The organism is Micrococcus endophyticus (genome assembly GCF_014205115.1).
GTDB lineage: Bacteria > Actinomycetota > Actinomycetes > Actinomycetales > Micrococcaceae > Micrococcus > Micrococcus endophyticus.
Map to the genome: position 1 here is coordinate 1,298,386 of NZ_JACHMW010000001.1, position 25,755 is coordinate 1,324,140.

Below are 25,755 nucleotides of genomic sequence, written 5' to 3' on the forward strand. Positions count from 1 at the left end.
CGCGGCCCGGGGACGGGTCAGGGCAGGAGCGGGGCGAGCGTGTCCGCCCCGACCTTGACGATCAGCGCGGCCACCACGATCAGGTAGACGACCCGGATGAAGCCGGTGCCGCGCGCGATCGCCATGCGCGCCCCCACGTAGCCGCCCACCAGGTTGGCCGCGCCGAGCAGCAGGCCCAGGCCCAGCACGGCGTGGCCGGCAGGGATGAAGAACGCGAGCGCGCCGAGGTTCGTGGCGAGGTTCACGATCTTCGCCTGGGCCGAGGCGTGCAGGAAGTCGAACTTCAGCAGCAGCACGAGGCCCAGGATCAGGAACGTGCCCGTGCCGGGGCCGAGCACGCCGTCGTAGAAGCCCACCGCGGCGCCCAGGGCCACGGCCCGGGCCACCGCGGTGCGGCGCTCCGGGCCCACGCCGGCAGTCTTCCCCAGGCTGGGGCGCACCGCCGTGAACACGGCGACGGCGATCAGCGCCACGAGGATCACCGGGCGGATCACGCCGGCCGGCAGGCTCGCGGCCACCACGGCCCCGGCCAGGGCCGCGACGAAGGCGACCGCCGCCATCGGCAGCGCCGTGGACAGGTCCTGCCGCAGCCGCCGCCGGTAGGTGATCGCCGACGTCGCCGTGCCGAACACCGAGCCCATCTTGTTGGTGGCCAGCGCCTGCACCGGGCTCAGCCCGGGCACGAGCAGCAGCGCGGGCAGCTGCAGCAGCCCGCCCCCGCCCACGACGGCGTCGATCCAGCCCGCCGCGAAGCCCGCGGCGAGCACCAGCGCGATGAGTCCGGCGGTCAGCTCGACGGCGCCGAACCAGTCAGCGCCCGTCGCGCACCTCGGCCACGACGGCGTCGACGGCCTCGGCCACCGGCACCGAGCGGGCCTCGCCGGTGGCGCGGTCCTTGACCTCCACCACGCCGTCCGCCAGCCCGCGGCCGACCACCACGGAGGTGGGCAGGCCGATGAGCTCCACGTCGCCGAACTTCACGCCGGCCGAGACCTTCGGGCGGTCGTCGAAGAGCACGGTGAGGCCCGCGGCCTCGAGCCCGGCGACGATCTGCTCGGCGGCCTCGAACACCTCAGCGCCCTTGCCGGTGGCGAGCACGTGCACGTCGGCCGGGGCCACCGCGCGGGGCCACACGAGGCCCTTCTCGTCCCGGTGGGACTCGGCGATCGCGGCCACGGCGCGGGTGACGCCGATGCCGTAGGAGCCCATGGTCACCACGACCTGCTTGCCGTTCTGGTCCAGGACCTTCAGGTCCAGGGCCTCGGCGTACTTGCGGCCGAGCTGGAAGATGTGGCCCATCTCGATGCCGCGGCGGGCCGTCAGGGGGCCGGAGCCGTCCGGGGCCTCGTCGCCGTCGCGCACCACGGTGGCCTCCACGACGCCGTCCCAGCCGAAGTCGCGGCCGGCCACGAGGCCGAACACGTGACGCTGGTCCGCGTTGGCGCCCGTGATCCAGGCGGTGCCGGCGGCGATGCGCGGGTCCACGAGGAAGGGCAGGCCGGAGACGGACTCCGCGCCGAGCACGGGGGCGCCGCCGTCCGGGCCGGCGCCGGGGCCGATGTAGCCCTTGACCAGGGACGGGTGGCGGCGCAGGTCCTCCTCGGTGGCGGCCTCGACGCCGGGCTCGCCGCTCAGGCCGAGGGCCGGGGCCACCGTGGTCTCGAGGCGCTTGAGGTCCACCTCGCGGTCCCCGGGGACGGCCACGACGAACTGGCGGCGCTCGTCGCCGTCGAGCACGGCGGTGAGGACCACGCACTTGAGGGTGTCCGCGGCGGTCCACGCGCCCTCGGCGCGGGGGGCCAGCTCGTTGGCGACGTCCACGAGGGCGGCGATGGTGGTGGAGGCGGGGGTCTCCTTGACCTCGGGCGCCGGCAGCGCGGCCATGGCGGCCTCGTCCAGCGGGGCCGGGGCCACCGTGGTCACGGCCTCCACGTTGGCGCGGTAGCCGCCCGGGGACTCCACGAAAGTGTCCTCCCCGATGGCGCAGGGGTGCAGGAACTCCTCGGAGCGCGAGCCGCCCATGGCCCCGGCGGTGGCCTCGACGGCCACGGTCTCCAGACCCAGGCGGGCGAAGATGCGCTCGTAGGCGGCGCGGTGGGCCTCGTAGGCCTCGTCCAGGCCGGCGTCGTCCACGGTGAAGGAGTAGGAGTCCTTCATCACGAAGTCGCGCACGCGCAGCAGGCCCGCGCGGGGGCGGGACTCGTCCCGGTACTTGGTCTGGATCTGGTACAGGTACGCCGGCAGGTCCTTGTACGAGGAGTAGTGGTCCTTCACCAGGAGGGTGAACATCTCCTCGTGGGTGGGGGCCAGCAGCAGGTCGGCGCCCTTGCGGTCCTGCACGCGGAAGATGCCGTCCCCGTACTCGTCCCAGCGGCCCGTGGCCTCGTAGGGCTCCTTGGGCAGCAGCGCCGGGAAGTGCACCTCCTGGCCGCCGATCGCGTCCATCTCCTCGCGCACGATCTGCTCCACGCGGCGCAGCACGCGCAGGCCCAGCGGCAGCCAGGTGAAGGTGCCGAAGCCGGCGCGGCGGATCATGCCGGCGCGGACCAGCAGGCGATGGCTCGCGACCTCGGCGTCGGCCGGGTCGTCGCGCAGGGTCCGCAGGAACAGGGTGGACATGCGCAGGGCCATGGTGACTCCTCGGGGCAGGGACGGGGCGGGTCGATCCTATCCCCCGGCGCGCCGGCCACGGGGCCGCCGGACTCAGTAGAGAACGGTGGCGAAGGTGCCGCGCCGCTCGAACCCCACGCGCTCGTAGGTGCGCAGGGCTGGGGTGTTGTACGCGTTGACGTAGAGGCTCACCACGGGGGCCTGCAGGCGCACGTACTCCACGACGGCGGCCATCGCCGCGGCCGCCAGCCCGCGCCCGCGCGCGGCGGGGGCCATCCACACGCCCTGGATCTGGGCGCAGCGGGAGGAGAGCAGCCCGATGTCCGCCTTGAACCGCAGCGGCCCGCCCGCGTCCGCCGGCCCCGGGTCGATGAACACGCGCCCGGCGCGGATCAGCCGCTCCACGCGGTCCCGGTACTGGGCGGCGCCCCCGAGGAACGGGGAGAAGCCGAGCTCCTCCTCGAACATCGCGGCGCTGGCCGGCAGCACGCGCTCGAAGTCACGCGGGTGCGCCTGGACCACGTGCGGGCTGGTCTCGGCGGCGCCGTCCGCGCCCAGCACCAGCAGCGGCTGGTCCTCGCGCACCGACCGGGCCCGGTGGCCCGCGGCGGCCAGCGCCGAGCCGACGGCGAGCACCGGCTCCGAGGGCCCGTACAGGGACCCGTACCGGCGGCGCAGGGCGACCGCGGCCGCGCCGAGCGCCTCGGCGTCCCCGGGCGCCCAGCCGGCGTCCGGGGTCTCGGCCGCGGCGACGGGCACCACGTTCGAGCCGACCCACAGGCCGGCGCGCAGGCCCGCGACGGGCGCGCCGTCGGGCGCGCCGCCGTCGTCGTCGCACCCCTCCCCAGCGTCGATGCCGAGGAACAGGGTGCCGGCCGCTCCCCCGCGCGGGCCGGCCAGCCGACCGGCCTCGAGCAGGGAGTCCACGAAGACGTTGGACACGGGGGCGCGCGCGGACAGGGCTGCGAGCGCGGGCGTGTCCGCGTCGGTCAGCAGGCGGACGCGGCCGCCGGTGGCGGCGCGGACCTGACGGTCAGTGGACGGAGACCACCGGGGCACCGGCGGCAGCCTGGTCACCGCTCTCCTCCCCGTCGCCCATCTCGGCGGCGATGCGGTTGGCCTCCTCGATGAGGGTGTCGACGATCTGGTCCTCGGGCACGGTGCGGATGACCTCGCCCTTGACGAAGATCTGCCCCTTGCCGTTGCCGGAGGCCACGCCGAGGTCCGCCTCGCGGGCCTCGCCCGGGCCGTTGACGACGCAGCCCATCACGGCCACGCGCAGCGGCACCTCGAGGTCCTTGAGTCCCTCGGTGACCTCCTCGGCCAGCGTGTAGACGTCCACCTGGGCGCGTCCGCAGGAGGGGCAGGAGACGATCTCGAGCTTGCGCTCGCGCAGGTTCAAGGACTGCAGGATCTGCAGGCCCACCTTGACCTCCTCCACGGGCGGGGCGGAGAGGGACACGCGGATGGTGTCGCCGATGCCCTTGCCCAGCAGGTAGCCGAACGCGGTGGCGGACTTGATGGTGCCCTGGAAGGCGGGGCCGGCCTCGGTGACGCCGAGGTGCAGCGGCCAGTCGCCCTGCTCGGCGAGCAGCTCGTAGGCGCGGGCCATGATCACCGGGTCGTTGTGCTTCACGGAGATCTTGAAGTCCTTGAAGCCGTGCTCCTCGAAGAGGGAGGCCTCCCACACGGCGGACTCCACGAGCGCCTCGGGGGTGGCCTTGCCGTACTTCTTCAGCAGGCGCGGGTCCAGGGAGCCGGCGTTGACGCCGATGCGGATCGAGGTGCCGTGCTCGGCGGCGGCCTGCGCGATCTCCTTGACCTTGTCGTCGAACTTCTTGATGTTGCCCGGGTTCACGCGCACGGCGCCGCAGCCGGCCTCGATGGCGGCGAACACGTACTTGGGCTGGAAGTGGATGTCCGCGATCACGGGGATGGTGGACTGCTGGGCGATGACCTTGAGCGCCTCGGCGTCCTTGTCCGTGGGGCAGGCCACGCGCACGATGTCGCAGCCAGCGGCGGTGAGCTCGGCGATCTGCTGGAGCGTGGCGCCGATGTCGTGCGTCTTCGTGGTGGTCATCGACTGGACGGAGACCTGATGCTGCGAGCCCACGCCCACCGAGCCGACCCGGATCTGCCGCGTCGCACGGCGCGGGGCCAGGACGGGCGGCGGGGCGGACGGCATTCCAAGGCTGACAGGCACGGCAGCGCTCCTCACGGTTCTCTTCGGGGTGGCGGCCGCGGGCCGCCGGTCTGCCGTCCATCCTAGGGCCCGCACCCGGGTGCGGGCCGAGGGCCGGGGCCCGGCCCCGGACGGAGGGCGGCCGCGTCGGTCGCGCGTCGGGCCCGGCGACCGGCCGGCGCACCGGCTCAGAACAGGCGGATCGGCTCCACGATGTCGGCGACGATCAGCACCACGCCCATCACGAGCATGAGCCCGGCCACCGCGTAGGTCACCGGCAGCATGCGGGCCAGGTCGAACGGCCCCGGGTCCGGGCGGCCGCGCAGCCGGGCCCATCCGCGGCGCAGCGCCTCCCACAGCGCGCCGACCACGTGGCCGCCGTCGAGGGGCAGCAGCGGGATGAGGTTGAACACCATCAGGGCCACGTTGACGCCGGCCACCAGGGACAGCAGCAGGGCCGCCTTGTCCGCGAGCTCCGCCTCCTGCAGCGCCGCAGCCTCGCCGGCGATCCGGCCCACCCCCACCACGGACATCGGCCCGTCCGGGTCGCGCTCGGCCGGGGTCACCACGGCCACGGCGGTGTCCCACAGCCGCTGGGGCAGCACGAGCACCACGTCGACGACGCCGCGCACCTGCTGGGCCACGACCGGCCCGGCCGCCAGCGGGCTCTGCCGCACGGTCTCGATCTGCGAGCCCATGCCAATGAACCCGACCTCCTCGGTCAGGGCGGTGCCGTCCGGGGCGCGCTCGGGGCGGCCGACGGCGTCCGTCACCGGCCGCTGGGTCAGGCGCGGGGTGATGGTGGCGGAGTGGGGCTCGCCGTCGCGCTCCCACTCGATCGCGGTGGGCTGCCCGGCGCGCTCGCGGATCAGCCCGGACAGGGCGTCCCAGTCCTCCACGGGGCGCCCGTCGAAGGAGGTGACGGTGTCCCCCGGGCGCAGCCCGGCCTCGTGGGCGGGCGCCACGGGGTCGCCGGGGCGGCAGTCCTGCCCCCCGCCCTCGGCGGCGCGGGCCTGCTGCTCGTCCGTGGTCACCACGCAGCGGTAGACCTCCGCCGCCGTGGTGCTCGGCTGGGAGGTGCCCACCGTGGTCACCAGCAGGGCCGTGACGCCGAGTGCGATGAGCAGGTTCATGAACGGCCCGCCGAGCATGATCACCACGCGCTTCCACACGGGCAGCTGGATGAACTGGCGGCCCTCGTCCGCCGCCGTGAGCTCCGCGGCGGCCTGGATCCGCGCGTCGTCCGCCATCCGGCCCAGCTGCTGCACGAATCCGGTGGAGGCGGTGCGCGGCGCCTGGCCCGGGCGCGGCGGCGGGAGCATGCCCACCATGGCCACGTAGCCGCCCAGCGGCACGGCCTTGAACCCATACTCGGTCTCCCCGCGGCGCCACGAGGCGATCGTGGGGCCGAAGCCGATCATGTACTGCGTGACGCGCACGCCGAAGAGCTTGGCGGGCACGAGGTGACCCACCTCGTGCAGGGCGATCGAGACGGCCAGGCCCAGGGCCACCGCGACGACGCCGAGGACGTACCAGAGCACCTCCACGGCGCTCACCAGCGGGCCCGGGCGGCAGTGCGCGCCCAGTCCTCGGCCGCGAGCACGGCCTCCACGGTCAGGTCCTGCGCCACGTGCCCGTGGCCGGCGGCGCCGAGCACCCGGGCGGGCTCGTACTCGCCGACGACGGCGCGCACGGTGTCCACGATCGCGTCGAAGCGGATGCGCCCGTCGTGGAACGCGTCCACGGCCTCCTCGTTGACGGCGTTGAACACGGCCATGTGGGTGGGCGAGGCCGCGGCGGCCTCCTTGGCGGCGCGCACGGCGGGGAACGCGTCCTCGTCGAGGGGCTCGAAGGTCCAGGTGGCGGCGCGGGTCCAGTCGCAGCCGGCGGCGGCGCCGGGCACGCGGGACGGCCAGGCGAGCCCGAGGGCGATGGGCAGGCGCATGTCCGGCGGGGACGCCTGGGCCAGGGTGGAGCCGTCCGTGAACTCGACCATGGAGTGCACCACGGACTGCGGGTGGACCACGACGTCGATCCGCTCCAGGGGCACGTCGAAGAGCAGGTGGGCCTCGATCACCTCGAGGGCCTTGTTCACGAGCGAGGCGGAGTTGGTGGTGACCACGCGGCCCATGTCCCACGTGGGGTGCGCCAGCGCCTGCGCGGGGGTGACCTCGGCCAGGGCGGCCCGGTCGAGGCCGCGGAAGGGCCCTCCGGAGGCGGTGAGCACGAGGCGGCGGACCTCGTCCGCGGTGCCGCCGCGCAGCGCCTGCGCCAGGGCCGAGTGCTCGGAGTCCACGGGCACGAGCTGCCCGGGGGCGGCGGCCGCCTTCACGAGCGCCCCGCCCACGATCAGCGACTCCTTGTTCGCCAGCGCCAGCCGGTGGCCCGCGTGCAGGGCGGCCAGGGTGGGGCGCAGGCCGATCGAGCCGGTGATGCCGTTGAGCACGGTGTCCGCGCCCTCCCACGCCGCGATCCGCTCGGCGGCCGTGGGGCCGGTGAACAGCGCCGGGCGCGGGGCGGGGACGCCCAGACGAGCGGCGGCGTCGGCGATCGCCGCGCGCAGCTCGTCCTCGGTGGCCGTCGCGGAGCCCACAGCCTCGGCCCCGACGCGCACCGCCTGCTCGGCCAGCAGGCCCGTGTTCGCGCCCCCGGACAGGGCGACGGCGCGGAACCGCGCGGGGTCCTGCGCGATCACGTCCAGGCCCTGGGTGCCGATGGACCCGGTGGAGCCGATCAGCGCGACGGCGCGCGGGGCGCCGTCGTCGTGCGCGTTCGAGGCGGAGGGGGCGCCCGCCGCGGGGAGGGTGTAGTCGGTGAGGGATCCGTGCGTCACCCGGCCATGATGCCAGCCGCGCCTGGACAGCGCCGGGACGGGCGGGGGCCGGCCGGACCCGCTCGGAGGATCGACGGTTTCGGTCAGGACCGACGGCCGTTCCGTCGATCCTGACCGAAACCGTCGATCTGAGGGTCTCCGGCCGGGTGAGCGGCCGAGCGCCGGGACGGCCGAGGGGCCGGCCCGGGCGGGCGCCGCGTGGGCGTCCCGACCCGGACCGGCCCCTCGTGGGAGACCGCGCTCAGGAGCGGATCAGTGCTGCACCGGCTTCTCGGCGCCGATGCCGGTGAGGGAGCGGACCTCCATCTCGGCCTGCTTGTCCGGGTCCTCCGCGCGGGAGGAGGTGACGGAGCCGAGCCAGCCGAGGAAGAAGGCCAGCGGGATGGACACGATGCCCGGGTTCTTCAGCGGGAAGATCGCGAAGTCCGCGCCCGGGATCATCGACGTCGGCGCACCGGACATCACCGGGGACAGCACGATCAGGATGATCGCGGAGAGCAGTCCGCCGTACATGGACCATACCGCGCCGCGGGTGGTGAAGCGCTTCCAGAACAGCGAGTACAGGATGGTCGGCAGGTTCGCCGAGGCGGCCACCGCGAAGGCGAGCGCCACGAGGAACGCCACGTTCTGGCCCTGCGCGCCGATGCCGCCTACGATCGCCAGGATGCCGATCACCACCACGGTGATCTTGCCGATGCGGACCTCCTCCTTGGGGGTCAGCTGGTGCTTGGCGATCACGGAGCCGTACACGTCGTGGGCGAAGGACGCCGCCGCCGTGATGGCCAGGCCGGCGACCACCGCGAGGATCGTGGCGAACGCCACCGCGGAGATCACGCCGAGCAGGATGGAGCCGCCGAGCTCGAACGCGAGCAGCGGGGCCGCCGAGTTCTGGCCGCCCGGGGCCGCCATGATCCGCTCGGGGCCGATCAGGGCGCCGGCGCCGTAGCCCAGCACGAGGGTGAACAGGTAGAACGCGCCGATGAGCACGATCGCCCACACCACCGACTTGCGGGCCTCCTTGGCCGTGGGCACGGTGTAGAACCGCATGAGCACGTGCGGCAGGCCGGCGGTGCCCAGCACGAGGGCGATGCCGAGGGAGACGAAGTCCAGGCGGGTCAGCGCGCTCGCGCCGTACTGCAGGCCCGGCTCGAGGATCGCCTCGCCCTCCGGGTTGAGCTCGACGGCGGCGCCCAGCATGGCGTTGAAGTCGAAGCCGAACATGGCCAGGGACCACACGGTCATGACGCCGGCACCGGCGATGAGCAGGATCGCCTTGATGATCTGGACGTAGGTGGTGCCCTTCATGCCGCCGATCAGCACGTAGACGATCATCAGCACGCCCACGATCGCGATCACGAGGGCCTGGCCGGCGCGGTCGTCGATGTTGAGCAGCAGGGAGACGAGGCCGCCGGCGCCGGCCATCTGGGCCAGCAGGTAGAACAGGCAGACGGCCATGGTGCCGAAGGCGGCGGCGATGCGCACGGGCTTCTGGCGCAGGCGGAACGAGAGCACGTCCGCCATGGTGAACTTGCCGGTGTTGCGCAGCAGCTCGGCCACCAGCAGCAGGGCCACGAGCCACGCCACGAGGAAGCCGATCGAGTAGAGGAAGCCGTCGTAGCCGTAGAGCGCGATGGCGCCCACGATGCCCAGGAACGAGGCCGCGGAGAGGTAGTCGCCCGCGATGGCCGTGCCGTTCTGTGTGCCGGAGAAGCCGCGTCCGCCGGCGTAGTAGTCCGCCGAGGACGAGCTCGTCTTGGACGCCCGGATCACGATCACGAGGGTGACCACGACGAAGGCCAGGAAGATGCCGATGTTCACGGCGGGGTTGCCGACCGCCTCGGGAGCGGCCTGGAGCAGGGGGGTCAGTGCGCTCATCGCGTGGCCTCCGGGGTCTCAGGGGCGCCGCCGGCGGCCTCGCGCTCGAGGCGCTCGCGCAGCGCCGTGGCGCGGGGGTCCAGGGTCCGGTTGGAGAAGCGGACGTAGGCGAAGGTGATCAGGAACGTGGTGACGAACTGCAGCAGGCCCAGGACCAGCCCCAACGTGATGTTGCCGCCGAGGCGGATGGACATGAACTCCGGGAAGAACGCCCCCGCGATCACGAAGACCAGGTACCAGACGAAGAACGCCACGGTCATGGGGAACGCGAAGGAGCGATAGGTGCTGCGGAGCTCGGTGAACTCCTCGGACTGCTGTGCGGCGCGGAACTGCGCGGCCGTCGGGGCCGGCGCCGTGGGCTCGCTGGATGACATGGGCCCTCCGGGTGTGCGTGGAGCAGTGCTCCTGTGAGCAGGATCACTGTGATGACACGCACACTTTGCTAGGGCCGGGGGCGCACGTCAAAGGGGCCTGTATACAAACCCCGAGTGTGACGCAGTGTGACGCACGCCACGGCCGGGCGACTCTCCGGCGGCGGGCGCCGCCGGGGGCGGCCCGTCGGCCGGCCGCGACCCGTCAGCCGGCCGCGGCGCCCGCGGCCTCGGCGCGGCGCAGCACCGCCCTGGCCTGCGCGAGCACGACCTCGTCCACCATGGCGCCGTCCAGCTCGAAGGCGCCGTGACGGCCCTCGGCCTCGGCGAGGACCCGGTGGGCCCGCTCCACGGCCTCGGCCGCCGGCGTGTATGCAGAGCGCACTACGGGCACCTGCCGCGGGTGCAGGCACACGGTGGCGGCGCAGCCCAGGGCGACGGCGTCCTCGGCCTCGGCCGCCAGGCCCGCCTCGTCCGCGAGGTCCAGGTGGACTGCGTCCCACGCGGCCGCGCCGTGGGCGGCCGCGGCCAGGAGCACGGCGGCCCGCGCGTGCGTCACGACGGAGCGGTAGGCCCCGTCCGCGGTGCGCGAGGAGCTGCCGCCCATCGAGGCCACGAGGTCCTCCGCGCCCCACATCAGCGCGCCCACGTTCGGGTGGGCGGCCAGCTCGGCGGCGGCGAGGACGCCCGCCGCCGTCTCGCACAGGGCCACCACGCGCACGTCGTCCCCCAGGGCCGCGACGAGGCCGTCCACCTGGGCGGCGGACTCAGCCTTGGCGAGCATCAGGGTGCGCCAGCCGGTCTCGGCGAGCATCGCCAGGTCGGCGGCGTGGTCGGCGCCGCCGGCCGGGTTCACCCGGACCACCACGCGCGCCACGTCGAGCGGGCCGCCGTCCGCCCCGCCGGCCGCCCGGCCCTCCCAGGCCGCCCGGACGCCGTCGCGGGCGGCGGGCCGGGCGTCCGGAGTGACGGCGTCCTCGAGGTCGAGGATCACCGCGTCCGCGCGCTCGAGCGCCTTGGCGTACCGCTCCGGGCGGTCCGCCGGGGTGAACATCACGGCCGGGCCGAGGGCGAGCATGCTCATGCCCGCTCCTCCGCGGCGTCCGCGGCGGCCTGCGCTCGCGCGTCGGCGTGCGCGGCCTCGGTCCACATCAGGCAGGTGCGCTCGGCGCGGACCACGACGTCGCCGTGCTGGTTCTCCCCCGTCATCGCGAAGGTGACGATCCGCTGGCCCGGCCGCGAGGAGGACTCCCGCACGGCCGTGACCTCGGAGCACCCGTAGAGCGTGTCCCCGTGGAAGACCGGCGCGGGGAAGGCGATCTCCCCCAGGCCCAGCTGCGCCACGAGGGTCCCCTGGGTGGTCTGCGCGACGGCGAGCCCCACCAGGGTGGACAGGGTGAGCATCGAGTTCACCAGGGGCCGGCCGAACGACTGGGTCTGCGCGAACGCGTGGTCCAGGTGCAGGGCCTGCGGGTTCATGGTCAGCGTGGTGAACAGCACGTTGTCCGCCTCGGTGAGCGTGCGGCCGGGCCGGTGCAGGTACACCTGGCCCACCGCGAGCTCGTCCGCGTAGCGGCCGCGCTGGACGATCTCGACGCGCTCCGGCGCGGCGCCGGGCTCGGCCCGCCCCACCTCACAGCCCCAGCTCGCGGGCGATCAGCATGAGCTGCACCTCGGTGGTGCCCTCGCCGACCTCGAGGATCTTGGAGTCGCGGTAGTGGCGGGCCACGAGGGTCTCGTTCATGAAGCCGTAGCCGCCGAACACCTGCGTGGCGTCGCGGGCGTTGTCCATGGCGGCCTCGCCGGCGATCAGCTTGGCCATGGCGGCCTCGGTCTTGAACGGCTTGCCGGCCAGCATCTTCTGGGCCGCCTCGTAGTAGGCCAGGCGCGCGGCGTGGGCGCGGGCCTGCATGCGGGCGATCTTGAAGGAGACGGCCTGGAACTCGCCGATTCGCTGCCCGAACGAGGTGCGCTGCTTGGCGTAGGCGATCGACTCGTCCACGCAGCCCTGCGCGGCGCCGGTGGCCAGGGCCGCGATGGCGATGCGGCCCTCGTCGAGGATCTCCAGGAAGTTCGCGAAGCCGCGGCCGCGGGTGCCCAGCAGGTTCTCCTCCGGGACGCGGACGTCGGAGAAGTGCAGGGCGTGGGTGTCCGAGGAGTTCCAGCCGACCTTGTCGTAGGCCTTGGCCACGGAGAAGCCCTCGGTGCCCGCCGGCACCAGGATCGTGGAGATCTCCTTGGCGGGCTTCCCGTCCGCGCCGGTCCTGCCCTCCACGGTCCCGGTCACGGCGGTGACGGTGACCAGGGAGGTGATGTCCGTGCCGGAGTTGGTGATGAACTCCTTGGCGCCGTTGATGCGCCACTGCCCGTCCTCGAGGACGGCGGTGGTCTGGGTGCCGCCGGCGTCGGAGCCCGCGCCGGGCTCGGTGAGGCCGAACCCGGCCAGGTGCCGGCCGGCCACGAGGTCGGGCAGCCACGCCTCCTTCTGTTCCTGGGTGCCGAACTTCAGCAGGGGCATGGCGCCGAGGGAGACGCCGGCCTCGAGGGTGATGGCCACGGACTGGTTGACGCGGCCGAGCTGCTCGAGGGCCAGGGCGAGGGCGAAGTAGTCGCCGCCCATGCCGCCGAACTCCTCGGGGAAGGGCAGGCCGAACAGGCCCATCTCGCCCATCTGGGCCACGATCTCGTACGGGAACTCGTGCTTGGCGTCCAGCTCGGCGGAGACGGGCGCCACGACCTCGTCGGCGAACTCGCGGACGGTGTCGGAGAGGACCTGGTAGTCCTCCTCCAGGGCGGGCAGGGTGCGGTGCTTGGTGCTCATGCGGGTCTCTCCTGACTCAGGCGTTCTGTGCGGATGCTTCGTGCGGGGCGGGCTCGGCGGGCTCGTCCGCGGCCGCGGGCTCGACGGCGGCGATCAGCGCCTGCGCGGCCACCGAGTCGCCCTCGGCGACGTGGACGGTCACCACGCCGGCGACGGCGGCCGTGACGGGGTGCTCCATCTTCATGGCCTCGACCACGGCCAGCTCCTGGCCGACGGCCACGGTGTCCCCGGTGTCCACCGAGACGGCGACGACGGTGCCCGGCATGGGCGTGCGGGCCTCGGGCGAGGCGGCGCCGGCCGGGGCGCGGCGGGCGGCGGAGGCGGCCCGGGCGGCCTCGACGACCTCGGCGCGGCGCAGGCGGCGGACCTGCCACGTGGCGCCGTCGCGGTGCAGCCAGGCCGAGCGGGGATCGCGCGGATCCCCGGCGAGCAGGTTGAGGCCGGCGAGGGCCGACTCGTCCTCCTCCGTCTCGGCGTCGGCGGCGGGGCCGTGCAGCACGCGGTCCTCGTCCCCCACGCGCACGCGCATCCCGGGCTGCGGGGCGCCCGCGCCGCGCCAGCCGTCGGCGCGGGCCCACGCGGAGCCCGCGGCGTGGCGCTCGGCCGCCGCGGCGTCGTCGGAGGCCTCCTCCAGCGCCTCGGCCGCGAGGGCGGCGAGGTCCTCGGGCAGCGCGGGGGCGTTCCAGGCCTCCATGCCGTCGATGAGCTCGGTGGTGAGCCGACCGGCTCGCACGTCCTCGCGCGCGGCGAGCTCGCGGAGCCAGCCGAGGTTGCTGCGCACGCCGAACAGCACGGTGTCGGCGAGCGCCGCGTCGAGCCGGTCCAGCGCCTCGGCGCGGTCCGCGCCGCGGGTGATGACCTTGGCGACCATGGGGTCGTAGAAGCCGGTGACCTCGGGCTGGCCGGCGTCCACGGCGGCGGGGTCGGCCGCGTCCGCCGAGGGCAGCAGCAGGGTGTCCACGCGGACGCCCTCCCCCTGCGGCTCGCGCCAGCGCAGCACGGGGCCGGTGGACGGCAGGAAGCCGTTGGCCGGGTCCTCGGCGTAGACGCGGGCCTCCACGGCGGCGCCCTCCAGGGCGACGTCGTCCTGGGCGAAGCCGAGGGGCTCGCCCGCGGCGATGCGCAGCTGCAGCTCCACGAAGTCCTGCCGCTGCCCGCGCACCCGCACGACCTCCTCGGAGACGGGGTGCTCGACCTGCAGGCGCGTGTTCATCTCCATGAAGAAGAACGCGTCCGGGTCCTCGTCCGAGACGAGGAACTCCACGGTGCCGGCGCCGCGGTAGCCCACGGACACGGCGGCGTCCACGGCGGCCTTCCCGAGGCGCTCCCGCAGCTCGGCCCCGTGGGCCAGTCCGGTGAGCAGCGGTGCGGGGGCCTCCTCGATCACCTTCTGGTGGCGGCGCTGCAGGGAGCACTCGCGCTCGCCCAGGTGCACGGTGGTGCCGTGGGCGTCCGCGAAGACCTGCACCTCGATGTGGCGCGGGGCCGTGATGAGGCGCTCGAGCAGCAGGGTGTCGTCGCCGAAGGCCGAGCGGGCCGTTCGGCGGGCCGAGGCCAGCGCCGCGGGCAGCTCGTCGGCGGCGTGCACCGCCACCATGCCCTTGCCGCCGCCGCCGGCGGAGGGCTTGATGAGCAGCGGGAAGCCGACACGCTGCGCCTCGGCGGCGAGCGCCGCGTCGTCGAGGGTGGGGTCGGCGACGCCGGGCACCACGGGCACGTCGTAGGCGGCCACGGTCTCCTTGGCCCGGATCTTGTCCGCCATCGCGTCCAGGGAGGCCACGGGCGGGCCGACGAACACGATCCCGGCGGCCTCGAGGGCGCGGGCGAAGTCCGCGTTCTCGGAGAGGAATCCGTAGCCGGGGTGCACGGCCTGGGCGCCGGTGCGGCGCGCGGCCTCGACCACGGCCTCGATGTCCAGGTAGGACTCGCGGGCCGGGGCGGGGCCGAGGCGCACGGCCTCGTCCGCCTCGAGGACGTGGCGGGCCTGCGCGTCCGCGTCGGAGTGCACGGCCACGGAGCGGATGCCGAGGCGGCGCAGGGTGCGGATGACGCGCACGGCGATCTCGCCGCGATTGGCCACCAGCACGGTGTGGAACAGGGGCGCGCCCTGGGTGGGGTTCTCGGTCACGGGTGCCTCACATGCGGAACAGGCCGAACCGGGTGTCCGGCAGCGGGGGACGGGAGATGACGTCGAGGGCGAGGGAGAGCACGCGCCGGGTCTGGCCCGGGGTGATGATGCCGTCATCCCACAGCCGCGCCGTGGAGTACAGGGGGCTGCCCTGGTCCTCGTACTGCTGCCGGACGGGGGCCTGGAAGGCCTCCACCTCGGCGGCGTCCATGGGCTCCTCGCCGGCCGCGGCGCGCTGGTCCTGCTTGATCTGGGTCAGCACGGAGGAGGCCTGCGGGCCGCCCATCACGGAGATGCGGGCGTTGGGCCACATCCACAGGAAGCGCGGCGAGTAGGCGCGGCCGCACATGGCGTAGTTGCCGGCGCCGAAGGAACCGCCGATCACCACGGTCAGCTTCGGCACGCGCGCGGTGGCGACGGCGGTGACCATCTTGGCGCCGTCGCGCGCGATGCCGCCGGCTTCGGCGTCCCGCCCCACCATGAAGCCGGAGATGTTCTGCAGGAACAGCAGCGGGATGCCCCGCTGGTCGCACAGCTCGATGAAGTGCGCGCCCTTGCGGGCCGAATCGCCGAACAGGATGCCATTGTTCGCCAGGATGCCCACGGGGTGGCCGTCGATCCGCGCGAAGGCGGTGACGAGCGTGGTCCCGTAAAGGGGCTTGAACTCGTGCACAGACCCGCCGTCCACGATCCGGTCGATCACCTCGCGCACGTCGTACGGGGTGTTCACGTCCACCGGGACCACGGAGGTCAGCTCGGCGGGGTCCTTCGCGGGCTCCTGCGCGGGGGCCACCTCCCAGGCCGGCGCGGGGGGCGGCGGCAGGGTGGCCACGATGTCCCGGAGGATCTGCATGGCGTGCAGGTCGTCGTCGGCCAGGTGGTCCGCGACGCCGGAGCGCTCAGCGTGCAGCCGGCCGCCGCCGAGGTCCTCGGGCGAGACGTCCTCGCCGATCGCGGCCTTCACCAGGGGCGGGCCTCCGAGGAAGATGGTGCCCTGCTCGCGGACGATCACGGTCTCGTCCGACATGGCCGGCACGTACGCGCCGCCCGCCGTGGACGAGCCGCACACCGCGGCCAGCTGCGGGATCCGGCGCGAGGACAGCAGCGCCTGGTTGCGGAAGATCCGCCCGAAGTGCTCCCGGTCCGGGAAAACCTCGTCCTGGCGGGGCAGGAACGCGCCGCCGGAGTCCACGAGGTAGAGGCACGGCAGGTGGTTCTCCAGGGCGATCTCCTGGGCCCGCAGGTGCTTCTTCACGGTCAGGGGGTAGTAGGTGCCGCCCTTCACCGTGGCGTCGTTGCCGACCACCATGACGAGCCGGCCGTGGACGAGGCCGATGCCCGCCACGACGCCGGCGGCCGGGCTGTCGCCGTCGTACAGGCCGTGCGCGGCCAGGGCGCCCACCTCGAGGAAGGGCGAGCCCTCGTCCAGGAGGGCGTCGATGCGGTCCCGCACCAGCAGCTTGCCGCGGGCGGTGTGGCGCTCGCGCGAGCGCTCCGGGCCGCCGAGGGCGGTGCGGGCGACGAGCTCGGCCACCTCCTGCTCGAGCCGGGCGTGGCCGGCCGCGTTGCGCTCGGCCGCGGTGGGCGCGGACTCCGAGTCCGAGGCCGTGGTGCTGGCGGTCATGGGACCCCCTTCAGTGAATGACGACTAACTGAACTGGGCACCAGTGTAGTGATCGCCGTCACCGGCGTCGAACGGGGCGTCCGGCTCCCCTTCCAGGCCTACAGTGGGGGCCATGCCCGCCGCCGTCGACCCCTCCGCTCCCGCCGCCTCCGCGGCCGCCCCGACCTCCCGCGTGGCGGCCAAGGCCCGCCGCCGCGAGGACCTGCTCGCCGCCGCAGCCCGCCTGTTCGCTGCGCGCGGCTTCGACGCGGTGCGGCTGGAGGACATCGGTGCCGAGGTCGGCATCAGCGGACCGGCCATCTACCGCCACTTCGCCGGCAAGGCCGCCGTGCTCGTGGCCATCCTGGCCACGGCCTCCCAGGACCTGCTCGACGGGGCGCTCGCCACCGAGCGCGAGCACGACGCGGGCGAGGACGCGCTGCGCGCCCTCATCGCCTTCCAGACGGACTTCGCGCTCGCCCAGCGCGACGTGATCCGCGTGCAGGACCGGGACATGTCCGCCCTGCCCGAGGACGAGCGCGCCGCCGTCACCGGCACCCAGCGCGCCTACATCGACGTGTGGGCCCGGCAGCTGCGCGTGGTCCACCCGTCCGAGGACCAGGCCACCGCCGTGTTCCGCGCCCAGGCCGTCCTCGGCCTGATCAACTCCACCCCGCGCTCGGTGCGCCGCACGGCCGCCGACCGCGCCGCCCGCCGCGCCACCCTCGTGGCGATGGCCTGGGCCGCCGCCACCGCGCCCGGTCCCGCCGCAGACCGGCCCTGACCGGACGCCGCCGACCGGCCCGGACCGGCGGGCGCGCACCGGCGGACGGCGCCGGGCCCGGTGGTACCGTGGCCGGAACCACGACGGCGCACGCCGTCGCACCCCGCCGAAGAGAGGTCCGCCGCTGTGCTCCTTCGTGACGTCCGACCCGAGGACCTGGACGAGTTCTTCCTGCACCAGCAGGACGAGCAGGCCAGCCTCATGTCCGCCTTCGCCCCGCGCAACCCCCGGGACCGCGGCGTGTTCGACTACCACTGGAGCAGCCTGCTCGCGGCCGAGACCGCGGTGGTGCGCACCATCGAGCACGAGGGCCGCGCCGTGGGCGCCATCGTGTGCACCGAGCACGACGGCGTCGGCGAGCTCTCCTTCTGGACCGCCCAGGACTACTGGGGCCTGGGCCTGACCACCGCCGCCGTGGACGCGTTCCTGCGCGAGCACACCCGCCGCCCCCTGCGCGCGCACGTGCCCGAGGACAACGCCGGCTCCGTCAAGGTGCTCTCCCGCCGCGGCTTCGAGACCGTCGGCCAGGAGAGGGTCTTCTCCAACGCCCGCGCCGAGGTCATCACCGAGCTGGTCATGGAGCTGCCCGCCGGCGCCGAGTGAGCCCGCCCGGCCCCGCCGGCCCGCACGCCGACGACGACGGCCCCGTCCCCCGGATCTCTCCGGGAGGCGGGGCCGTCCTCGTGGCGCCGGGGCCTCAGACCATGGTGAGCGTCAGGCCCGGGCGGCGCAGGATCGCGCCGACGTCCGCGAGGAACCGCGAGCCCTGCTCGCCGTCCACGAAGCGGTGGTCGAAGGACAGCGAGAGCGTCATGACGTCCCGCAGGGCGATCTCGCCGCGGTGCTCCCACGGCATCCGTCGCACCTGGCCGATCGCGATGATCGCGCCCTCCCCCGGGTTGATGATCGGGGTGCCGGCGTCCACGCCAAACACGCCGACGTTGGTCAGGGTGAAGGTGCCGCCGGAGAGCTCCGCCGGGGACAGCCTCCCCTCGCGGGCGCGCCCAGTGAGCTCGCGGATGGCGTCCGCGAGCTCGGTCAGCGACATCGCCTGGGCGTCCTTGACGTTCGGCACCATCAGCCCGCGCGGGGTGGCGGCGGCGAAGCCGAGGTTCACGAAGTTCTGCTGCAGGATCGTCCCGGAGGCCTCGTCCCAGCGGGCGTTGACGTCCGGGGTGCGCTCCATGGCCACGAGGCACGCCTTCGCGGCGAGCGTCATGGGGGTGAGCTTGACGTCCCGGTACTCGCGGGAGGCCTTGAGCTCGGCCAGCAGCTCCATGGTCTCGGTGACGTCCACCTGCAGGAACTCGGTCACGTGCGGGGCGGTGAAGGCGGAGGCCACCATGGCCGACGCCGTCGCCTTGCGCACGCCCTTGACGGGCACGGACTCGGTGCGCGGGCGACCGCCGAGGGTGCGCACGCCGCCGGACGCCCCGGCCTCGGCCGGGGCCGCGGCCTGCGCCGCCGGCTCGGCCGCGGGGGCACCGCCCCCGGCCAGGAAGGCCTCGACGTCCGCGCGGGTGATGACCCCGCCGACGCCGGAGCCGGACACGGCGGTCAGGTCCACGCCCTCGCGACGGGCGTAGAGGCGCACCGGCGGGGTGCACCGGGGGCGCTCCCCCGACGTCCCCGAGGCCGACTGCGCCTCGGGGGCCTCGTCCGCGCGCTCCGGCTCCGCGGCCTCGGGCTGCGGGCGGGCGGCGCCGGCCGGCGCCTCCTCGGAGGTGGAGGGGGCCCGGCCCCGCTCCGGCTCGCCCGCGGGGGCGGGCGACGTGGCGGACCCGGCGGAGCCGCCGCGGCGGGCGCGACGGCCCGGCCTGCCCGTGTCCGGCGCGGCGCCGTAGCCCACGAGCGTGGGCACGCGGCCCTCGGACTCGGTGTCGCCGCCGTCGCCGCCCGCGCCCTCCACCGTGAAGGTCACGAGCGGGGCGCCGACCTCGAGGGTCTCCCCCTCGGAGCCGTGCAGGGTGGCCACCACGCCCGCGAACGGGCTGGACACCTCGACGACGGCCTTGGCCGTCTCCACGTCCGCGAGGACCTGGTTCACGGTGACGGCGTCGCCCTCGGCCACCCGCCAGGTGACGATCTCGGACTCGGTGAGGCCCTCGCCCAGGTCCGGCAGGCGGAAGGTCTTCTGGCTCATCGGGTCTCCTCCCCGGCGGTCTGGGCGGCGAGGAACTGCTCGGCGGTCTCCGGAGCGGCGAACGCGTCCACCGAGTCCAGCGAGTTGGGCCGGCCGAGGGCGCGGTCCACGCCGTCGAGGATGCGGTCCAGGTCCGGCAGATGCAGGTGCTCCAGCTTCGAGGGCGGGTAGGGCACGTCCATGCCGGTGACGCGCACGGGCGGCGCCTCCAGCCAGTGGAAGGCGCGCTCGGCGACCGTGGCCACGAGCTCCGCGCCGAGGCCGCCGGTGCGGGAGGCCTCGTGGGCCACCACGAGCCGGCCGGTGCGGCGCACCGAGGACTCCACGAGGCCCGTGTCCAACGGGGAGAGGCTGCGCAGGTCCACGACCTCGACCTCCACGCCCTCCTCGGCCGCCACCTCGGCGGCCTGCAGGGCGGTCTTCACGAGCGGGCCGTAGACCACCAGAGTGGCGTCGCGGCCCTCGCGCAGGATCTTGGCGGTGCTCATCGGCGGGATGTCCGCGTCCAGGTCCACCTCGCCCTTGTCGTGGTAGCGGCGCTTCGGCTCGAGGTAGACCACCGGGTCGTCCGAGGCGATCGCGGCGCGGATCAGGTCGTGGCCCTCCTGCGGGGAGGACGGGGAGACCACGCGCAGGCCCGGGGTGTGCAGGAAGTACGCCTCCGGCGACTCCGAGTGGTGCTCCGGGGAGCCGATGCCGCCGCCGAACGGGATGCGGATGGTCACCGGCATGGGCACGGCGCCGCGGGTGCGGGCGCGCAGCTTGGCCAGGTTCGCCACGATCTGGTCGAAGGCCGGGTACACGAAGCCGTCGAACTGGATCTCGACGACGGGCCGGTAGCCGCGCATGGCCAGGCCGATCGCGGTGCCCACGATGCCGGACTCCGCCAGCGGGGTGTCCAGGACGCGGTCCTCGCCGAACTCGTCCTGCAGGCCGTCGGTGATGCGGAAGACGCCGCCGAGGGCGCCGATGTCCTCGCCCATGAGCAGGACCTTGGGGTCGTCCGCCAGGGCTCGGTGCAGGCCGCGGTTGATCGCGCGGCCGAAGGTCATGCGCTCGCTCACGCGCCCGCCTCCTCGTCGTCGAACTGCTGCAGGTAGAGGGCGTGCTCGCGGCGCTGGCGCTCCAGCTCCTGGTGCGGCTCGGCGTAGATCTCGTCGAAGAGGCGCTCCGCGCCGTCCTCCACGAGCGACTCGAGGGCGCGGCGGACCTCGGCCGCCAGCTCGTCCGCCTCGGCCTGGGCCTGGGCGAGCACGGCGTCCACGTCCACGTCCACGTCCAGGGTGCGCAGGTGCGCCTCCACGCGGGTCAGCGGGTCGCGGGCCTTCCAGGCCTCCAGCTCCGCGTCGTCGCGGTAGCGGGTGGGGTCGTCCGCGGTGGTGTGCGGGCCCATGCGGTAGGTGACGGCCTCGATGAAGGTGGGGCCGCCGCCGTCCGCCGCGCGCTCCACGGCGGCGCGGGTGGCGGCGAGGACGGCGAGGACGTCGTTGCCGTCCACCCGCAGGGATGGGATGCCGAAGCCCCACGGGCGGTCGGCGATGCTGCGGCGGGTCTGCAGCTTCACCGGCTCGGAGATGGCCCAGTGGTTGTTCTGGCAGAAGAAGACCACGGGCGAGCGGTAGGAGGCGCTGAAGACCATGGCCTCGTTGACGTCGCCCTGGCTCGTGGCGCCGTCGCCGAAGTAGACGATCGCGGCGGCGTCCGCCTGGTCGCGCTGGACGCCCATGGCGTAGCCGACCGCGTGCAACGCCTGCGCGCCGATGATGATCTGCTGGGTGGCCACGCCGGTGGCCTTCGGGTCCCAGCCGGAGAAGGTGGAGCCGCGCCACACGCGCAGCAGGTCCAGGGCGGGCACGCCGCGCAGCAGGGCCACGCCGTTCTCGCGGTAGGAGGGGAAGACGAAGTCGTCCTCGCGCAGGGCGACGGCGGAGCCCACCTGGGCGGCCTCCTGGCCCAGCAGCGGCGGCCACAGGGCCAGCTCGCCCTGGCGCTGCAGGTGCGTGGCTTCGATGTCCAGGCGCCGCACCACGGCCATTTGCCCATAGAGCGCGGCCAGGGCGTCGGCGTCGACGTCCTCGATCCACGGGTCCAGCTCGGGCTGCGCGTGGCGGCGGCCCTCGGCGTCGAGCACCTGGAGCATGGGCGCCTCGGCGGGCTCGCCGGGGGGCGGTGAGGTGGCGGCCTCGCCGCCGGCGGGACGGGTGTGGTCCACGAGGGTCACAGGACTGCCTTCCGATCGTCGCCCACGGTGCGGGGCGAGGGTGACGTACGCATGCGCGCAGGGGTGGTTCGCGCGGCGTCTCGGTCGTGTGAGTGTACTCACACGCCTGTGATCGCCGCCACTCGGCCGGCCCGCACCGGGGGCCGCCGCACAGGGGTCAGGCGCGGCGCAGCAGCACGTCCACGGCGGCGTCCAGGTAGGCGTCCACCTGGCCCTCCTCGTAGCCCCGGTCCCCCTCGGCCTCCCCGAACGACGCGCGGCGCACGTCGTCCGCGGTGAGCCCGCCCCGCGCGTCGGGGGCGGCGGCGCCCTCGGCGCCGGCCAGGGTCACCCGCAGGCGGTCGACGAGCGCGTCCACCGCGTCCACGTCGTAGCTCGTCGCGTCCTCCCGGCTGGGGCGGCGGAAGCGCTCGGCCGGGGCGCGGTCTGCGCGCGCCACCAGCTCGGCCACCCGCTCCTCCAGGTCCGCGCTCCAGTCCTCGTCGCCGCGCTCGGAGACGAATGCCTCGCGCTCGGCGGCGGCCAGCTCGCCCTCGAGGCGGTCCAGCTCATCGTCCACCTCGTCCGTGGCGTACCCGCCGTTGACCGTGGCGAAGCGGGCCTGGCGGACCTCGTCCGCGGTGAGCGGGGCGCCGCCCTCGCGGGCCTCCCGGGCCCGGGCGAGGAAGGCGTCCACATGGGAGGTCTCGTAGCCGATCTCGTCCTGCTCGACGAGCTCGAAGGGCGGCTCGGCGTCCTGCGGGCGGCGGGTGGTCATGGGCGTCTCCTGCGGTGAGGGCCCCGGCGGGCGCCGGGGCGGGAGGGTGGATCAGGTGAGGGGCAGCGCGAGCACGGTGTAGGCCACCGGTGCGGCGAACACGAGGGAGTCCAGGCGGTCCATCACGCCGCCGTGTCCGGGCAGGGCGGAGGACATGTCCTTGATGCCGAGCTCGCGCTTGACCATGGACTCGGAGAAGTCGCCGGAGGTGGCCGCGGCCACCGTGGTCACGGCGAGGATCGCCCCCACCCACCACGGCTGGCCCACGAACAGGGGCACCGTCACCACGCCCACGAGCGCGGAGCCGGCGAGCGAGCCGGCCAGGCCCTCCCAGGACTTCTTGGGGCTGATGCGCGGGGCGATCGGGGTGCGCCCGAAGCGGTAGCCCACGATGTAGCCGAACGTGTCGTTCGAGACCACCATCAGCAGCGTGATCGCCACCAGCAGGTTGCCCCGGGGCTGGTCCAGCAACGCGACGGCGAAGGACAGCAGGAACGGCGCCCACAGGACGATGAACACGCCGGCGAGCATGAACTGGCCCGTGGGCCGGTGACGGGTGAGGGCCGTCCACACGGCCAGCAGCGCCAGGCACGCCGCCAGCGCCACGAACAGGGCGGGCACGCCCCACAGCCACGCGCTGACGGGCAGGGCCACGGCGGCCGCACACAGCGGCGGCCGCGGCACCTGCAGGCCGATGCCGCGCACCGCCGTCGCGACCTCCGTGACCGCGCCGACCAGCAGCGCGACCACGAGCAGGACGAGCAGCCAGTCCAGCCACACCAGGCCCACGAGCGCGAGCACGAGCAGGCCGACCCCCACGAGGACGGCGGACTTGAGGTCGCGGCCGCCGCGCGGAGGCGCGGGCGTGCTGACGGCGGTGGTCATCGGGAGCGGCTCTGCGGGAGGATCAGACCTCCAGCAGCTCCTGCTCCTTGTTCTTGGCCATCTCCTCGATCAGGTCGACGTGCTTCTTCGTCATGGCGTCGAGGTCCTTCTCGCCGCGGGCGCCCTCGTCCTCGCCGACCTCGCCGTCCTTGACGGCCTTGTCCATGGCGTCCTTGGCCTTGCGGCGGGCGTTGCGCACGGAGACCTTGTGCTCCTCCGCCTTGGACTTGACGAGCTTCACGTACTCCTTGCGGCGCTCCTCGGTGAGCTCCGGCGTCACGACGCGGATGACCTTGCCGTCGTTGGACGGGTTGGCGCCCACCTCGGACTCGGACAGCGCCTTCTCGATGTTGCGCAGCGCCGACTGGTCGAAGGGCGTGATGAGCAGGGTGCGGGCGTCCGTGGTGGTGAAGGACGCCAGCTGCTGCAGCGGGGTGTAGGAGCCGTAGTAGTCGACCATCACCTTGGAGTACAGGCCCGGGTTGGCCCGGCCGGTGCGCACGGAGGCGAAGTCCTCGCGCGTGGCCTCGATGGTGCGGTCCATCTGCTCTTCGGCGGACTGCAGGGTCTCCTGGATCACGATGTCTCCTCGATGTGGTGGATCAGGTCTGCTCGCCATCCTACGCGGCGGACCTCAGACGGTGACGGTGGTGCCGATCCGCTCGCCGAGCAGGGCGCGGGTCACGTTGCCCGGGCCCTCCATGCCGAACACGCGCATGTCCAGGTCGTTGTCCTTGCACATGGTCATGGCGGTCAGGTCCATCACGCGGATGTTGCGCAGCAGGGCCTCGTCGTACGTCAGGTGCGTGAGCAGCTCCGCGCTCGGGTCCTTCTTGGGGTCCGCGGTGTACACGCCGTCCACGCCGGACTTGGCCATGAGGACCTCGTCCGCGCCGATCTCGAGGGCGCGCTGGGCGGCCACGGTGTCCGTGGAGAAGTAGGGCAGGCCGGTGCCGGCACCGAAGACCACCACGCGGCCCTTCTGCATGTGGCGGATGGCGCGCAGCGGGATGTAGGACTCGGCGACCTGCTCCATGTGGATGGCCGACTGCACGCGGGTGGAGACGCCGGCCTGGATGAGGAAGTCCTGCAGGGCGAGGCAGTTCATCACGGTGCCGAGCATGCCCATGTAGTCGGCGCGCCGGCGGTCCATGCCGTTCTCGGACAGCTCCGCGCCGCGGAAGAAGTTGCCGCCGCCCACGACGATCGCGATCTCCACGCGGTCCGCGGCAACCGCGATCTGCTCGGCGATCCCGCGCACGGTCTCGGGGTCCACGCCGACCTTGCCGCCGCCGAACACCTCGCCGGAGAGCTTCAGCAGGACGCGACGGCGGCCCGTGTCCTCCGAGGTCTGGGGGACGTGGGCGGTCTTCGGGTCCTCGGGGGCGCGGTTCGTCTCCATGGGAGCTCCTCCTGGTCGGGGCGTGGGGTCGGGCCGGGGACGGGCGCGGGGCGCCGTCCGGAAGCGGACGCGACGACGGGGTGGCAGCCCGGGTGGGGCGGCCACCCCGTCATGCGGTGGTCGACGGCGCCTGGCGGCGCCGGTGCGGACCTGGGCTCGCCCCCGATCCTACGCCCACGCGGGGCGCGGACCGGGAGCGGCCGGTCCGGGTGCGGCGATCAGTTGCCGACGCGGAAGCGGGCGAACCCGGTGACCTTGGTGCCGGCGTCGGAGGCGACCTTGCCGACGGTCTGCTTCGGGTCCTTCGCGAACGGCTGGTCCTCGAGGACGATCTCCTTGAAGAAGCCGGTCAGGCGACCCTCGACGATCTTCGGCAGGGCCTGCTCCGGCTTGCCCTCGGCGCGAGCGGTCTCGTCGGCGATGCGACGCTCGTTCTCGACGGTCTCGGCCGGGACGTCCTCGCGGGAGAGGTACGTGGGCGAGTAGGCGGCGGTGTGCACGGCGATGTCGTGCGCGGCCGTCTTGGCCTCGGCGGAGTCGGCGTCGACGGCGAGCAGCACGCCCACCTGCGCCGGCAGGTCCTTGGAGGTCTTGTGCAGGTAGGCGTCCACCAGGGCGCCCTCCACGCGGGCCAGGCGGCGCACGGCCACCTTCTCGCCCAGCAGCGCGCCCTCCTCGATCACGTGGTCGCCCAGGGTGCGGCCCTCGTGCTCGGAGGCCAGCAGCGACTCGACGTCGGCGGCGCCGGAGGCCACGGCGGCGCGGAGCACCACGTCGCCCAGGGTGATGAACTTCTCGGCCTTGGCCACGAAGTCGGTCTCGCAGTTGAGCTCGATCATGACGCCGACGCCGTTCTCGACGGTGGCGGCCACGAGGCCCTCGGCTGCGGAGCGGCCCTCGCGCTTGGTGGCGCCCTTGAGGCCCTTCACGCGGATGATCTCGATGGCCTTCTCGGCGTCGCCGTTGGCCTCGTCCAGAGCCTTCTTCACGTCCATCATGCCGGCGCCGGTGCGCTCGCGCAGGGCCTTGATGTCAGCAGCGGTGTAGTTCGCCATGCTCGTTCGGTCCTTCCCGTGGTGGGGTTCGTGCGGGATGTTCGGGGGGTCTGGTCCGGTCCGTCGGCCCGGCCCGGTGGGGCCG

Annotated in this window: 23 protein-coding genes; 2 read left to right on the forward strand and 21 right to left on the reverse strand. The window is 74.2% G+C overall.

What is annotated here, in order from left to right:
* Positions 1 to 17 precede the first annotated feature (17 nt).
* From HDA33_RS05920 to HDA33_RS05980, 13 genes are all read right to left on the reverse strand, one after another.
* A complete protein-coding gene (locus HDA33_RS05920) occupies positions 18 to 767 on the reverse strand; it encodes a TSUP family transporter (protein ID WP_184171806.1) in 750 nt (249 codons plus the stop codon).
* A 43-nt stretch (positions 768 to 810) separates the two neighbouring features.
* Positions 811 to 2,631, reverse strand: coding sequence for a proline--tRNA ligase (locus HDA33_RS05925; protein ID WP_184171809.1), 1,821 nt, complete (start codon positions 2,629 to 2,631; stop codon positions 811 to 813).
* 72 nt (positions 2,632 to 2,703) lie between these two features.
* On the reverse strand, positions 2,704 to 3,669 hold the full coding sequence (locus HDA33_RS05930) for a GNAT family N-acetyltransferase (RefSeq protein WP_184171811.1): 966 nt from the start codon (positions 3,667 to 3,669) through the stop codon (positions 2,704 to 2,706).
* Complete coding sequence (ispG, locus tag HDA33_RS05935) at positions 3,644 to 4,795, reverse strand: flavodoxin-dependent (E)-4-hydroxy-3-methylbut-2-enyl-diphosphate synthase (RefSeq protein ID WP_184173811.1); 1,152 nt, start codon at positions 4,793 to 4,795, stop codon at positions 3,644 to 3,646. The genes HDA33_RS05930 and ispG overlap by 26 nt, the downstream gene beginning before the upstream one ends.
* 185 nt (positions 4,796 to 4,980) lie before the next feature.
* Complete coding sequence (locus tag HDA33_RS05940; RefSeq protein WP_184171813.1) at positions 4,981 to 6,348, reverse strand: site-2 protease family protein; 1,368 nt, start codon at positions 6,346 to 6,348, stop codon at positions 4,981 to 4,983.
* Positions 6,345 to 7,529: a 1-deoxy-D-xylulose-5-phosphate reductoisomerase gene (gene dxr / locus HDA33_RS05945; protein ID WP_246417117.1), complete on the reverse strand. Its 1,185-nt coding sequence runs from the start codon at positions 7,527 to 7,529 to the stop codon at positions 6,345 to 6,347. The genes HDA33_RS05940 and dxr overlap by 4 nt, the downstream gene beginning before the upstream one ends.
* Positions 7,530 to 7,877: 348 nt before the next feature.
* Positions 7,878 to 9,500 (reverse strand): solute symporter family protein, encoded by a 1,623-nt coding sequence (locus HDA33_RS05950; RefSeq protein WP_184171817.1) that lies wholly within the window; start codon positions 9,498 to 9,500, stop codon positions 7,878 to 7,880.
* A complete protein-coding gene (locus tag HDA33_RS05955; RefSeq protein WP_017489643.1) occupies positions 9,497 to 9,874 on the reverse strand; it encodes a DUF485 domain-containing protein in 378 nt (125 codons plus the stop codon). Before HDA33_RS05955 ends, HDA33_RS05950 begins: the two co-directional genes overlap by 4 nt.
* A 202-nt stretch (positions 9,875 to 10,076) precedes the next feature.
* The gene (locus HDA33_RS05960) at positions 10,077 to 10,955 is read right to left on the reverse strand and encodes an HpcH/HpaI aldolase/citrate lyase family protein (protein ID WP_184171819.1); all 879 of its coding nucleotides are present in this window, start codon (positions 10,953 to 10,955) and stop codon (positions 10,077 to 10,079) included.
* Positions 10,952 to 11,503, reverse strand: a complete 552-nt coding sequence (locus tag HDA33_RS05965) for a MaoC/PaaZ C-terminal domain-containing protein (protein WP_017489646.1) — start codon at positions 11,501 to 11,503, stop codon at positions 10,952 to 10,954. Before HDA33_RS05965 ends, HDA33_RS05960 begins: the two co-directional genes overlap by 4 nt.
* Before the next feature lies 1 nt (position 11,504).
* On the reverse strand, positions 11,505 to 12,692 hold the full coding sequence (locus tag HDA33_RS05970) for an acyl-CoA dehydrogenase family protein (RefSeq protein WP_158494967.1): 1,188 nt from the start codon (positions 12,690 to 12,692) through the stop codon (positions 11,505 to 11,507).
* A gap of 16 nt (positions 12,693 to 12,708) precedes the next feature.
* Positions 12,709 to 14,820: an acetyl/propionyl/methylcrotonyl-CoA carboxylase subunit alpha gene (locus tag HDA33_RS05975; RefSeq protein ID WP_338104272.1), complete on the reverse strand. Its 2,112-nt coding sequence runs from the start codon at positions 14,818 to 14,820 to the stop codon at positions 12,709 to 12,711.
* 7 nt (positions 14,821 to 14,827) lie between these two features.
* Complete coding sequence (locus HDA33_RS05980) at positions 14,828 to 16,444, reverse strand: carboxyl transferase domain-containing protein (protein ID WP_184171821.1); 1,617 nt, start codon at positions 16,442 to 16,444, stop codon at positions 14,828 to 14,830.
* 112 nt (positions 16,445 to 16,556) lie between these two features.
* On the opposite strand from HDA33_RS05980, the gene HDA33_RS05985 reads away from it, so the two are divergent.
* Positions 16,557 to 17,207: a TetR/AcrR family transcriptional regulator gene (locus tag HDA33_RS05985; protein WP_184171823.1), complete on the forward strand. Its 651-nt coding sequence runs from the start codon at positions 16,557 to 16,559 to the stop codon at positions 17,205 to 17,207.
* Positions 17,208 to 17,333: 126 nt separating this feature from the next.
* Complete coding sequence (locus HDA33_RS05990) at positions 17,334 to 17,810, forward strand: GNAT family N-acetyltransferase (protein WP_184171825.1); 477 nt, start codon at positions 17,334 to 17,336, stop codon at positions 17,808 to 17,810.
* 94 nt (positions 17,811 to 17,904) lie between these two features.
* Here the strand turns inward: HDA33_RS05990 and HDA33_RS05995 are convergent, their stop codons facing one another.
* The 8 genes from HDA33_RS05995 to tsf all read right to left on the reverse strand — a co-directional run bounded on the left by HDA33_RS05995 (position 17,905) and on the right by tsf (position 25,670).
* Entirely contained in the window at positions 17,905 to 19,350 is a 1,446-nt protein-coding gene (locus tag HDA33_RS05995) for a dihydrolipoamide acetyltransferase family protein (protein ID WP_184171827.1), read from the reverse strand.
* Positions 19,347 to 20,402, reverse strand: a complete 1,056-nt coding sequence (locus HDA33_RS06000) for an alpha-ketoacid dehydrogenase subunit beta (RefSeq protein WP_051039985.1) — start codon at positions 20,400 to 20,402, stop codon at positions 19,347 to 19,349. Before HDA33_RS06000 ends, HDA33_RS05995 begins: the two co-directional genes overlap by 4 nt.
* Before the next feature lie 8 nt (positions 20,403 to 20,410).
* Entirely contained in the window at positions 20,411 to 21,571 is a 1,161-nt protein-coding gene (gene pdhA, locus HDA33_RS06005; RefSeq protein ID WP_184171829.1) for a pyruvate dehydrogenase (acetyl-transferring) E1 component subunit alpha, read from the reverse strand.
* A gap of 157 nt (positions 21,572 to 21,728) precedes the next feature.
* Entirely contained in the window at positions 21,729 to 22,328 is a 600-nt protein-coding gene (locus HDA33_RS06010; protein WP_017488771.1) for a DivIVA domain-containing protein, read from the reverse strand.
* Between the two features lie 51 nt (positions 22,329 to 22,379).
* On the reverse strand, positions 22,380 to 23,213 hold the full coding sequence (locus HDA33_RS06015; RefSeq protein ID WP_184171831.1) for a phosphatidate cytidylyltransferase: 834 nt from the start codon (positions 23,211 to 23,213) through the stop codon (positions 22,380 to 22,382).
* 22 nt (positions 23,214 to 23,235) lie between these two features.
* Positions 23,236 to 23,793: a ribosome recycling factor gene (gene frr, locus HDA33_RS06020; protein WP_184171833.1), complete on the reverse strand. Its 558-nt coding sequence runs from the start codon at positions 23,791 to 23,793 to the stop codon at positions 23,236 to 23,238.
* Positions 23,794 to 23,847: 54 nt separating this feature from the next.
* On the reverse strand, positions 23,848 to 24,615 hold the full coding sequence (pyrH, locus tag HDA33_RS06025; protein WP_184171835.1) for a UMP kinase: 768 nt from the start codon (positions 24,613 to 24,615) through the stop codon (positions 23,848 to 23,850).
* 218 nt (positions 24,616 to 24,833) lie between these two features.
* A complete protein-coding gene (tsf, locus tag HDA33_RS06030) occupies positions 24,834 to 25,670 on the reverse strand; it encodes a translation elongation factor Ts (RefSeq protein ID WP_017488768.1) in 837 nt (278 codons plus the stop codon).
* Positions 25,671 to 25,755 lie beyond the last annotated feature (85 nt).